General features: G+C 41.0%; 8 protein-coding genes and 1 tRNA gene. 8 read left to right on the top strand and 1 reads right to left on the bottom strand.

What is annotated here, in order from left to right:
* Positions 1-8: 8 nt before the first annotated feature.
* Positions 9-2,120: a SurA N-terminal domain-containing protein gene (locus tag IE080_RS18320; protein ID WP_189586283.1), complete on the top strand. Its 2,112-nt coding sequence runs from the start codon at positions 9-11 to the stop codon at positions 2,118-2,120.
* 104 nt (positions 2,121-2,224) lie between these two features.
* Positions 2,225-3,115 carry a dihydrodipicolinate synthase family protein gene (locus IE080_RS18315; protein WP_189586280.1) on the top strand — a complete coding sequence of 297 codons (891 nt, stop codon included), beginning with the start codon at positions 2,225-2,227 and terminating at the stop codon, positions 3,113-3,115.
* Positions 3,116-3,454: 339 nt separating this feature from the next.
* Here IE080_RS18315 and IE080_RS18310 read toward each other — a convergent pair whose 3' ends face one another.
* Positions 3,455-4,813 carry a DEAD/DEAH box helicase gene (locus IE080_RS18310; protein ID WP_189586277.1) on the bottom strand — a complete coding sequence of 453 codons (1,359 nt, stop codon included), beginning with the start codon at positions 4,811-4,813 and terminating at the stop codon, positions 3,455-3,457.
* A gap of 93 nt (positions 4,814-4,906) precedes the next feature.
* Between IE080_RS18310 and IE080_RS18305 the strand changes: the two genes are divergently transcribed.
* The 6 genes from IE080_RS18305 to IE080_RS18280 all read left to right on the top strand — a co-directional run bounded on the left by IE080_RS18305 (position 4,907) and on the right by IE080_RS18280 (position 11,780).
* Positions 4,907-6,250: a dihydroorotase gene (locus IE080_RS18305; protein WP_189586348.1), complete on the top strand. Its 1,344-nt coding sequence runs from the start codon at positions 4,907-4,909 to the stop codon at positions 6,248-6,250.
* 78 nt (positions 6,251-6,328) lie between these two features.
* Positions 6,329-6,404 (top strand) — tRNA-His (locus IE080_RS18300).
* A 355-nt stretch (positions 6,405-6,759) separates the two neighbouring features.
* The gene (locus IE080_RS18295; RefSeq protein WP_189586274.1) at positions 6,760-8,676 is read left to right on the top strand and encodes an amylo-alpha-1,6-glucosidase; all 1,917 of its coding nucleotides are present in this window, start codon (positions 6,760-6,762) and stop codon (positions 8,674-8,676) included.
* Between the two features lie 11 nt (positions 8,677-8,687).
* The gene (locus tag IE080_RS18290; RefSeq protein WP_189586271.1) at positions 8,688-9,977 is read left to right on the top strand and encodes a glycosyltransferase family 4 protein; all 1,290 of its coding nucleotides are present in this window, start codon (positions 8,688-8,690) and stop codon (positions 9,975-9,977) included.
* Positions 9,974-11,188 (top strand): glycoside hydrolase family 57 protein, encoded by a 1,215-nt coding sequence (locus IE080_RS18285; RefSeq protein WP_189586268.1) that lies wholly within the window; start codon positions 9,974-9,976, stop codon positions 11,186-11,188. The genes IE080_RS18290 and IE080_RS18285 overlap by 4 nt, the downstream gene beginning before the upstream one ends.
* A gap of 82 nt (positions 11,189-11,270) precedes the next feature.
* On the top strand, positions 11,271-11,780 hold the full coding sequence (locus IE080_RS18280) for a RidA family protein (protein ID WP_189586265.1): 510 nt from the start codon (positions 11,271-11,273) through the stop codon (positions 11,778-11,780).
* Positions 11,781-12,304: the final 524 nt, after the last annotated feature.

Raw genomic sequence — 12,304 nt, 5'->3', positions numbered from 1 at the left:
CCATAAGAATGGCATTAATTAAAACAATCAGACAGAGAACAGGTCTTGCAATCGGTGTAATTGCAGTGGGTTTAATGTTTTTCATCGTGGGTGGTGATATCTTAAGTCCAAACTCCACCATTTTGGGTGGCAGTGCAAATAAAGTGGGAGAGATTGCAGGTGAGACTATTTCATACGAAGAATACGTTCGTAAAATCGATGAAATCAGATTTTCTTTTCAGCAAAATACCGGAAGAAACCCTTCCGAAAATGAACTCTTCTCCATCAGAGAGCAAGCATGGCAGGCACTTATCGTAGATAAAGTGTTTGACAAACAATATGCAGCCTTGGGCTTGACGGTTTCCGATGCGGAACTTGTAGACATGGTTCAAGGTAAAAATATCATTGCAGAGTTAAGACAGCAATTGGTTAATCCGACTACTGGAGAATTCGATAGAGAGCAATTAATTTCTTTCTTACAGCAATTGGATCAAGCGGGTCCGGAGCAAAGAGCTTTCTGGGCACAGCAAGAGCAATTGTTTGCTAAGTCTCGCTTACGATTGAAGTATGACAACTTGTTGGCTACCTCTGAGTATGCGACCAAGGCTGAAGGAAGAATGGAACACAAAATGGGCAATACATTCGCAGATGTTGATCACTTGTTTATTCCGTTTTATGCCATTTCGGATACAGCGGTGAAAGTTTCAGATGCAGAATTGAAGGCATATATCTCCAAAAACAAGGAGAAATTCAAAGTATCCAATGCGGTTGATTTGGATTATGTGGCTTTTGATATCCTTCCTAGTGGTGAGGATTCATTGGCAGTGATTACTGAGATCAGAGAATTGACTGAACAGTTAAGGACAAGTACTATGGACTCTGTATTCGCTTTGAGAAATACAGAAGGTGCTAGAGGCTTTACTACTTTCAGACCTGGCGATGACTTACCTGCTACCTTGACTTCCAATGTGGAATCATTTGAAGTGGGCGAAACCTATGGTCCATTCCTGACTAATCGTTCATCTTACATTACGCATAAAATCACTGCTCAGTACGATGGTACACCTCGTATGAGAGCGAGACATATCTTGTTCAGCACTGATGGTTTATCGGAGGATGGTAAAGCTGAGGTACGTGCTAATGCCCAAAACGTATTGAAAGAAATTCAGGACGGCTTAGCTTTTGCGACTGCTGCTGCACAATATGGCCAAGATGGTACTGCTCAAAGAGGTGGTGACTTAGGCTGGTTTGCTAAAGAAGACTTCGTAGAAGAGTTTGCTGATGTTACGTATGCAGTTCGTAATACAGGGTTAATCAACCGTTTGGTAGAAACTGAATATGGTTACCATATCATTGATGTAACTGAATTACCTAAGTCTACGCATTATAAAATTGCTACCATCGAATTGGAATTAGGACCAAGCGATGCTACCCGCAATGAAGCGTTTAGAAAGGCAGATTTGTTTGCTGCAAATTCTTCCAATAGCAAAGCATTTGTTGACAATGCTACCAAAGAAGGATATAGAGTGGTACAGGCTAACAATGTTGATGCTTTTGCAAGAAACTTGAACAACATGCAGAATGCTCGTGAAATCATCCGTTGGGCATTCAATGATGCTTCTGTAGGAAGAGTTTCTTCTGTATTTGAATTGGATAACTCATACATTGTTGCTTCTTTAAGAGCAAAATATGAAGAAGGTACAGCAAGCTTAGATCAAGTAAGGGCTGAGGTGTTGATGCAGGTAAGAAACGAGAAAAAAGCAGAAATGATTGCTTCTAAGTTAGCAGGTAAAACCTCTTTGGAGGATATGCTAGCTGTGTTCCCTGATGCAGGTTCGTTGGATAATACGCCTGACCTTCGATTGAGTTCGTCTGTATTGCCAGGAATTGGTTTTGCTCCTAAGGCTATTGGTGCTGCATTTGGATTGAAGAATTCAGGTGATATTTCCAAGCCAATTCATGAAGATGTGGGTGTGATTGTATTGAAATTAAATGCCATCACTCCAGCTGCTGAAGTTGCAGACTTTACATCTTTCCAACGTCAATTGGCGCAGAATGCTTCTCAAAGAACTGCCTACATGATCATGATGGCTTTGGAAGACTTAGCCAATGTGAAAGACTATCGATATAAATTCTTTTAATTAGAGTTTATTCCCCATAGAAACCCAGAGAATCATTCTCTGGGTTTTTTTGTATTAGGTACTTTTCCATATTATATTTGGTTGGACCAATCAATCAAGACGCTATGAATTGGAAAGGAGTATTTCCTGCTGTAACAACCAAGTTCCACCAAGATGGGAGTTTGGACATGCCTATATTTTTTAAAAATCTCGATGCCCAGTTATCGGCCGGTGTACATGGGATTATTTTAGGAGGAACACTGGGAGAATCTTCAGTATTATCTTTCGATGAGAAAATCCTGTTGACAAAGGAAGCTGTTGCATACGTTTCTGGTAAGGTTCCGGTGATTTTGAATATAGCAGAGGGAGCGACTAAGGATGCTGTTTTTTGGGCAGAGAAAGCGAAGGAATTGGGAGCATCTGGATTGATGCTACTCCCGCCGATGCGCTATGCTGCTGATCATCGGGAAGTGGTGACGTATTTTAAGGCAGTAGCAGACAGCAGTGATTTGCCTATCATGATTTATAATAATCCAGTTGACTATAAGACGTTGGTTACTATAGGCATGTTTGAAAAACTGGCAGAAGTCAGTTCAATTCAAGCGATCAAAGAATCTACACGGGATATCTCCAATGTGACCCGTATGCGTAATCGTTTTGGAGATCGTTTTAAGCTTCTCTGTGGGGTAGATACCTTGGCGATGGAGGAATTGGTCATGGGAGCAGATGGTTGGGTAGCAGGACTTGTTTGTGCATTCCCTAAGGAAACGGTGGCCATTTACAATTTAATCCAAGAAGGTAAGTACGCGGAAGCTTTAGCGATATATCGTTGGTTTTTGCCTTTGCTGGAATTGGATATTCATCCCAAATTAGTTCAATATATAAAACTCGCCGAACAAATGACTGGCATTGGCACAGAATGGGTTCGAGCTCCTCGGTTAACTCTAATAGGTGAAGAACGCATGCATGTGGAACAAGTAGTGAAGAGGGGATTGGAGAATAGACCGGTTTTATAGAGGAGAGAAGCGAGATTCGAGAGTTTAGACTCTAGACAAATTAAGAATCAAGAATCAAGAATCAAAAAGTTAATTTAAGAGATCTGAAACTTTTCCAAAGTTTAGAATTTTGGAAAAGTTGTCGCTCTTACACTTCATACTGGCCTCGACTCCGCTCAGTCACCAATTGCTGTAGATGTACCAAGTACCAATTACAAAGTACCAAGTAGGTACTCTCGTAGTGAAAACACGAATAGGTAGTCTGCGACTTACGAAACCGTTGTTGTCGACTGTTGATCGTCGACTTCCCACTACTAATCACTTAATCAACCAATCACTAATCACTACCCACTGCTCACTTCATCCTTTCTTCTTATAATTCCCCTGAGTTTTTAGCTGGTTTCGGTTTCTTTTAGCTTTGGAGTTTTTGTTGCCTCGGGGAGCTTTGGCCTGGGGATTGGATTTTGGACGGGCTTTTTTCTCGTGAAAGGCACCCTTGTAATCTGGATTTTCTTTCTTTTTCTGTCCGTCAATTTCCCGTGCATAGGCCTGTTTTTCTTCAAAAGGAGTTTCTGGGATTTTGACCTCAGCAGGAATTTGAATAGCAGGGACTTCCATACGGATGATTTCCTCGATTTTTTGAAAATGAAACTCTTCCGCTGGATTGACAAAAGTAATCGCAAAACCGTCATTTTCTGCCCGGCCTGTTCTTCCGATACGGTGTACGTAATCTTCGTAAATCAATGGAACGTCAAAATTAATCACATGACTGACCATGGATATATCAAGCCCTCTTGCTGCCACATCGGTTGCGACAAGTATCCGTATTTCTCCTGACTTGAAATCTTCGATTGAGTTAATTCGGGTATTCTGGCCTTTATTGGCATGAATGACCCGAATGGTACCCATGTCTTTTCTGTCCAAGTAGCTAAACACTGATTCTGCATTTTTTCTAGACTTAGTAAAAATAATTACACGCTCTAAGGTACTGTCTTCTAAAAGATGAGTCAGTAGGTTAATCTTGGTTTTGATATTGGGAACCATATATTTCACCTGATACACCGTGTCGGCGGTCATGGCTTCAGGGGTAACCTCTACACGCTCTGGAAATTCTAAAAATTCATGCGATAAGCGTTCTACCTTTCCTCCAAAGGTGGCAGAAAATAATAGATTTTGTCTTTTGACAGGAATTACTTCCAGAATCGCTCGGATTTGGCCCATGAATCCCATGTCCAACATTTTGTCAGCTTCATCCAAGATCATCGTTTTGAGTTCCTTGGTAAAGATATTTCCTTTGGTGTACAGATCTAAAAATCTACCAGGAGTGGAAATAATGATATCTACTCCCTCCTGAATTTTTTCAATTTGTGTCTTTGGCCCTAATCCACCATACAAACATACGTATCGGATGTCTGTGTACTTTCCAAAGGTTTGTACTGCCTCTTCAATTTGCATAACCAACTCTCTGGTAGGAGCTAAAATCAATGCGCGTGGATGCATGCCCTGTGCATATTTGACCTTCATCAATAAAGGTAAAACGTATGCCGCAGTTTTTCCTGTTCCTGTTTGCGCAATTCCCAGCACATCATGTCCAGCCAAGGCCAAAGGAATGGCCTGCTCCTGAATAGGTGTTGGCTTGGAATATCCAGCATCCTTGATGGCTTCCAACAATTGCTTGTTGAGTTTAAACTGGTCAAAAGAGGGAGTTGTACTGGACATGGGATGATGTGTTTAGAATAAATTTGTCTTTGATGGCTGTGCTTTCATTTTTAGCCATTAATTTAGTAATCAAAAATTCAGACAACTATGAGCTTGAAGCGGATCTTAATTACAAATGCAAATATAGTAAATGAAGGTAAGATTACCCGAGGTGATATTTTTATTCAGGATGGAATGATTTACAATATCGGAGAAAATCTAGCCGACAATGAGGCTGATATTCATATTGATGCTACAGGGAAGTATGTTTTTCCTGGGATCATCGATGATCAGGTGCATTTTAGAGAGCCAGGCTTGACACATAAAGCGGAGATTTATACTGAAAGTAAGGCAGCTGTGGCAGGAGGAATTACTTCTTACATGGAAATGCCCAATACGGTGCCTCAAGCCACTACTTTAGAATTGCTAGAAGATAAGTTTGCTATAGCCAAAGAAAAATCTTTAGCCAATTATTCTTTTTTCTTTGGGGCTACGAATGATAATATCGATGAAATTCTCAAAGTAGATCCAGAAAATGTTTGTGGAATCAAAGTTTTTCAAGGGTCTTCCACGGGCAATATGTTGGTGGATAACCAAGAAAGCTTAGAGCGGATATTTAAAGAGTGTAAGTTATTGATTGCCACCCATAGCGAAAACGATAACATCATTAAAGCCAATTTGGAAAAATACAAGACTGAGTTTGGGGAGGATATCCCTGTCAAATACCATCCAAAAATCCGTTCTGCAGAGGCATGCTATGATGCAAGTAAGCGAGTAGTGGATATGGCAAGAAGGTATGGGAGCAAATTGCATGTATTGCATATCAGTACTGCTGAAGAGGTGAAGTTATTTGATAAAAACCTGCCTTTGGAGGAAAAAAGAATAACCGCGGAGGCATGCATTCACCATATGTGGTTCAGCGAGGAAGACTATGAGGAAAAAGGGAATTTTATCAAATGGAACCCAGCTGTCAAAACCAAGGAAGATAGGGATGGAGTTTTTCAAGGAGTGCTTGATGGGCATATTGATGTAATTGCTACGGATCATGCTCCGCACACGATAGAGGAAAAAGGTCAAAAATATGGAAAGGCTCCATCAGGTGGGCCATTGGTACAGCATAGTTTAGTAGCGATGCTAGATATGTACCATGCTGGAAAAATTAGCCTAGAGATGATTGTTCAAAAAATGTGTCATAATGTGGCCATTCTATTTGAAATAGAAAAAAGAGGGTATTTGAGACCAGGCTATTATGCGGACATAGTAATTGCAGACTTGGAAAAGCCATGGACTGTAACAAAAGAAAATGTCTTGTCCAAATGTGGATGGTCACCATTTGAGGGGCATACTTTTCGCTCATCTGTCACACATACAATCGTTTCCGGTCACTTGGCGTACGAAAATGGGACATTCTATGAGGAGGTAAAGGGTAAACGTTTGAAATTTTCAAGAAAAATTTGAGCTAAGATTTTGATTTGATTGTACTGATATATTACCTTTGCAGTCCAATCAGGAAGATGTCCTGAAAACAAATCAAACGGTGGTTGTAGCTCAGCTGGTTAGAGCGCTGGTTTGTGGCACCAGAGGTCGCCGGTTCGAACCCGGTCTCCCACCCAAATCCCCTTCTAAAATGGAGGGGATTTTTTTTACCCATTAGAGCCCTCACAAAAAACCCAAATGGCATAAAAATTGTATTAATGGTTTAAAACTAACAATGAAAGGCGATGTTTACTTTATTTAAATCCTCTCCGCGATTTCCCAAATTAAAGCCAGTCAATATTAAATTTGTACAAGAGTACTTTACTAAATTTGAGGAATCATTAAAAAATCTTGAAGAAGTTCAAAAGGAGTTATTTGCTTCTTGATGATTAATACAAAGGTTATGGAAACATAACCTTTATTTTTGCCTGCAATTATTTTTCTTTCCCGTCTAAAAAGGTATTTTTAAGCCTGTTCTCAAACTTTTACCTATGAGTTATATACATTTTGACAAAACCCAATTAATCAACTTAAACTATTCGCTGGATAGAGAGATTATCCGGACGAACCGCGGTGGTTGTTACACCAGTACTACAATTATTGGCTGCAATACCCGTAAGTACCATGGACTGCTCGTTGCCCCTCAACCTCATTTAGACGAACAGCTACATGTGATGCTTTCGACTGTACATGAGACTGTGATTCAACGAGGTGCTAGTTTTAATCTAGGTATCAGTAAGTATCCTGGCAACTATTTCCCAAGAGGGCATAAATATTTGGAGGATTTTGACACCGAACCTATTCCGAAGCTTACTTATCGAGTAGGGGGCGTTCTTTTACAAAAAGAATTGATTTTGGATACCAATAGAGACCGTGTGATGATTCGTTATACGCTTTTGGAAGCTCACTCACCAACCAAAATCCGAATCAATCCATTTTTGGCTTTTAGGGGGTATCATAACCTTTGTAAGGCAAATGATCGAATTAATCAAGAGGCTACCAAAGTTCAAAATGGTATTTCTGTTCAACTATATCCTGAATATACACCGCTTTTCATGCAGATTTCGAAGAAAAACGAGTTTGTAGCAAAGCCAGATTGGTATTACAACATTGAATACATTATGGAACGGGAGCGAGGCTACGAGTATCAAGAAGACCTCTTCGTTCCAGGGTATTTTGAATTTGATATAAAAAAGGGTGAATCTGTGATTTTTTCAGCAGGTTTGATTGAGGCAGATACATCAACCAGACAAAAAGCTTTTGAAAAAGAACTTTCACGCAGAATTCCTCGAAATAATTTTGAGAATTGCCTAAAAAACTCTGCGGGGCAATTTGTACAACGCCGAGATGGGAAAACGCATATCATTGCCGGCTACCCATGGTTTGGCTGGTGGGGTAGAGATACCTTTGTTGCCTCACCGGGACTTTTACTGACCCAAGGTGATACCAAAACCTTTTTGGAGGTGATGGACACCATGGTGGAAGATTTGCATGGGCCTTTATTTCCAAACGTTGGCAGTGGAGTCATGCGTAATATGGCTTCTATGGATGCACCTTTATGGTTTTTTTGGTCTTTGCAGCAGTTTATATCCTTTACAGGAGATGAAAAGACCATCAAAAATCGCTACTTAGGTAAGTTGAAGGGAATTATTGATGGTTATCGCACAGGAACCGATTTTGGAATCCACATGATGGCAAACGGATTGATTTGGGGTGGTGAAGATGGGGTGGCTTTGACATGGATGGATGCTGTGAATTCGGACGGTCCTGTCACTCCTCGTATCGGAACACCGGTTGAAATCAATGCGCTTTGGTATAATGCCTTGTGTTTTTATGCTAGCCTAACCGATGATCAGGAAATACATTCCCTAGCTAAGCAAGTCAAAATTTCTTTTCAGGAAACCTTCTGGAGTGCAAAAAAAGGATACTTGGCGGACTACGTAGAGGGTACTTATAAGGATTGGTCTATCCGTCCAAATATGATTTTTGCGACCTCTTTGCCTTTTTCTCCGTTAGAAGAAGAACAGATGGGAGCTGTTTTGGAGGTTGTCAAGTCAAAATTACTTACCAATCGAGGAATACGATCCTTAGCACCAGATGATCCTGCTTATAAGGGATATTATCATGGTAATCAATATACTCGAGATATAGCCTATCATAATGGTACTGTTTGGCCTTGGTTATTGGGTCATTTTGTGGAGGGATACTTAAAGTTACACGGAAAGTCGGGCAAGCACTTTGTGGAAAAAATCATCAAAGGCTTTGACGGCGTGATGACCCAATATGGCATAGGAACAGTAGCCGAAATCTATGATGGTGATCCGCCGCATAGACCTAAAGGCTCTACATCGCAAGCCTGGAGTGTAGGTGAGTTGCTTCGAATGATGCATATTGTCAGTAAACTATAAATTGTTTTTTTATGAAAGTTTTAATGTTTGGGTGGGAATTTCCCCCTCATATTTCAGGTGGCTTGGGCACAGCGTGCTATGGATTGGTCAAAGGCCTTGTCCATCACAAGCAAGACATCATTTTTGTAGTTCCCAAACTCTGGGGAGATGAAGAACCAGTGGCAGATTTTGTCAATGCAAGTGACGTAGAGATTGATTATCGAGAAACCAAATTCATCGATACGTGGCAAAACCTTACCTATTTAGAAATCAACAGTTACCTAGTACCTTATCTAGGGCCTCAAGAATTTGAAAAGTACACAGACTATACGATGCATCACCGTTCTGATGTAGAAGAGTCAGTATTTTCAAACAAATATGAGTTTTCTGGCAAGTATGGAAAAAATCTGATGGAGGAAGTGGCTCGCTATGCCTTAGTTGCTACACAGATCGCCAAGTCCAAAGATCATGATTTGATCCATGCTCATGATTGGTTGGCTTTTCCAGCAGGGATCGCAGCCAAACAGATGAGCGGGAAACCGTTGATCTGTCACATTCATGCCACGCAATATGACCGTGCAGGTGAAGGCGGAGCGCAAGGTCCAGTTTATGAAATGGAAAAAGCTGGTTTACTGGCCGCTGACCATGTAGTAGCTGTAAGTCACTTGACAAGAAATTTAGTGATTGAAAAATATGGTGTGGATCCGGATAGGGTCAGTGTCTTGCATAATGCAGTATTGGATGCCAGTATTATTGAATCCAAAGTCAAGAAAAAAGTACCCGAGAAGATTGTTACCTTCCTCGGCAGAATCACTTTCCAAAAAGGACCGGAATACTTTGTAGAAGCAGCGAAAAAAGTGATCGATAGAGATCCAAATGTACGCTTTGTGATGGCAGGCAATGGAGATTTGCTTAACCGGATGATCGAACGCGTGGCGGAACTAGGTATGGGTACCAAATTCCATTTTACTGGTTTTTTGAAAGGTCAAGATGTGGATGATATGTATGCCATGTCGGATGTGTATGTAATGCCCTCTGTGTCTGAGCCTTTTGGAATAGCACCTTTAGAAGCTGTTCGCCACAATACACCGGTAATTATTTCCAAGCAATCGGGAGTTTCTGAGGTATTGAGAAATGCGATAAAAATAGATTTTTGGGATGTGGACGCCATGGCTGATGCCATTTTTGCTCTTTTGCATTACCAAAGTATTGCCAAGATGTTTAAGGAACTCGGAAGTGAGGAATTGAAAAATTTGAAATGGGAGCACGTTGCTGCCAAATTAGTTACTGTTTACCAAAAATTACACCAAGAACAACCATGAGAACCATCTGCTTTTATTTTCAAGTACATCAGCCATTCCGGGTGAAACCTTATCGTTTTTTTGATATTGGGGAGGATCATTATTATTGGGACGATTATCTGAATAAATCAGTCATTCGTAAAGTAGCGCAAAAATGCTACTTACCCATGAATGCCTTGTTGCTGGAGATGATTCAGCAATTCCCCGGGAAGTTTAAAGTGGCTTTTGCTATCTCAGGAGTTTGTTTGGATCAGTTTGAGGCCTATGCACCAGATGTGTTGGATAGTTTCAGACGCTTAGTAGCAACAGGTCAAGTAGAACTTCTCGCCGAAACCGATGCCCACGCCTTGTGTTCCTTGAAAAGCAAAGCTGAATTTACCCGCATGGTCGAAAACCATCAAGCCAAAATCAAGCGTTTGTTCAATGGCTATGAGCCTAAAGTTTTCCGAAATACAGAATTGGTGTATTCTGATAAAATCGGAGCGATGGTGGCAGATATGGGTTTCAAAGGAATGTTGACAGAAGGTGCTAAACATATTTTGGGTTGGAAGTCTCCAAATTTTGTGTACCACAACTCTCTCAATCCAGACTTGAAAGTCTTGTTGAAAAACTTCCAGTTGAGTGATGATATTGCTTTCCGTTTCAGTGATAAATCTTGGTCGGAGCATCCACTAACCATTGAAAAGTTTGTCAATTGGATGAATGCCGTGCCAAAAGAGCAAGAGGTGGTCAACTTATTCATGGACTATGAAACATTTGGGGAGCATCAGTGGGCAGAAACTGGGATTTTTGAATTTATGCGATTGCTTCCGGGGGCCATTTTAGCCCATACAAATTTCTCTTTCTCTACTCCATCTGAAGTATTGGCCAATGCAAAAGCTGTAGCTCCAATTCAAGTACCGATTCCAATCTCATGGGCAGATGAAGAGCGGGATTTGACCGCTTGGTTGGGTAACGATCTACAAAATGAGGCATTTACCAAGTTGTATGAAGTAGAAAAACGTATGGCTGAAATCGATGATGAGGAATTGCAGCGCGACTGGAATTACCTGCAAACATCGGATCATTTCTACTACATGAGTACGAAGTTTTTCTCCGATGGTGCAGTGCACGCCTATTTTAGCCCTTATGATACTCCTTACGATGCCTTCATCAATTACATGAATGTATTGAGTGATTTTATCCTTCGGGTCAAGCGCTACGAAGATGCCAAAGTAGCTACTGAAGCATAATTATCACTATAAAAAATCAATCGCCAAGGATTCTATTAGTAGTTTTCCTTGGCATTTTTATTGAATTCTTACCGATGCTATCATGAAAAAACTATTCTTGAGTACCTTGATTGTTGCCATTATTGCCGGTTGCCAACCTTCTCACGACCATCATCACCATCAGGAAGAAGAGGAATCGTTCATTGTCCGTTACGACAGGCCGGATGCTTCAATCTTGAGAGGTGTGTTTATTCCGGAGGGAAAATCCTACTTCTATACCTCGGGATTGGTAGCTCCTGTGAAAAATCCTGATGCGGTAGCTGGTACTTATGAGCGCTATGGCAATACCTACGAGCAAAGTATTGGCATCTTGGAGCGGATCAAAGAAACAATAGGAGAAGCTGGTTTTTCGATGGAGGATGTATTCTTTCTACGGGTGTATTTAGTACCTGACAAAGATGGGGTAGTTCACTGGGACGATTGGTTCCGCGCCTACGGAGAGTACTTCAATAATGAAGAAAACCCCAACAAAGTAGCCCGCTCCACGATAGCGGTACATGCATTGGCAAATCCTGATTTATTGATTGAGATAGAGGCTGTGGCGGCAAAATAGAGATCTCGCTGATTAAACAGATTTATTTGAGATTTCACGCCACGCCCGCAACGGATTGGCGCTACGCTCGCAAAGCTTTGATGATACTGTTTATGGGAGCATATTTTGTGGTGATATCTCTCGCAGATATAGGAGATTAGGCAGATTAACCACAGATTTTTTAAATGAACACCTTGCTTCTTTTGCGGCTTGGCGCCTTTGCGAGAAACCCAAAGTTTCGGGTTACTGATATTATACAAATTCGAATGATGAACGCCTAATTTTGAATGATGAAGTAGGGTCTCTCGTTCACTTTTCTCTAAATCAACCAATCATTCAATCAACTTTACAAATGTTCATATGAATTAAATTAGTCTATGATTTACGGCGATCAAGTGGGGGTAGCTAAGATTATTACTTTCAAAGCATGCAATCTGTGTTAATCTGCAAAATCTGTGGACAACCTATTTTGCGGCCTTTGCGTTCATCCGTTGCGCTCTTGGCGTGAAACCTTTTGCGGCTTGGCGCCTTTGGGAGCCTATTCT

It is taken from the genome of Mongoliitalea lutea (assembly GCF_014652135.1).
Taxonomy (GTDB): Bacteria; Bacteroidota; Bacteroidia; order Cytophagales; family Cyclobacteriaceae; genus Mongoliitalea; species Mongoliitalea lutea.
Note: the sequence above shows the minus strand (reverse complement) of the source record. Positions and strands in the feature narration are given on the sequence as shown.

Bases quoted from the DNA above. Each gene is read 5' to 3' on its own strand.
- IE080_RS18285 (WP_189586268.1), top strand. From the start codon at position 9,974: ATGAGAACCATCTGCTTTTATTTTCAAGTACATCAGCCATTCCGGGTG.
- IE080_RS18320 (WP_189586283.1), top strand. From the start codon at position 9: ATGGCATTAATTAAAACAATCAGACAGAGAACAGGTCTTGCAATCGGT.
- IE080_RS18295 (WP_189586274.1), top strand. From the start codon at position 6,760: ATGAGTTATATACATTTTGACAAAACCCAATTAATCAACTTAAACTAT.
- IE080_RS18290 (WP_189586271.1), top strand. From the start codon at position 8,688: ATGAAAGTTTTAATGTTTGGGTGGGAATTTCCCCCTCATATTTCAGGT.
- IE080_RS18280 (WP_189586265.1), top strand. From the start codon at position 11,271: ATGAAAAAACTATTCTTGAGTACCTTGATTGTTGCCATTATTGCCGGT.
- IE080_RS18310 (WP_189586277.1), bottom strand. From the start codon at position 4,813: ATGTCCAGTACAACTCCCTCTTTTGACCAGTTTAAACTCAACAAGCAA.
- IE080_RS18315 (WP_189586280.1), top strand. From the start codon at position 2,225: ATGAATTGGAAAGGAGTATTTCCTGCTGTAACAACCAAGTTCCACCAA.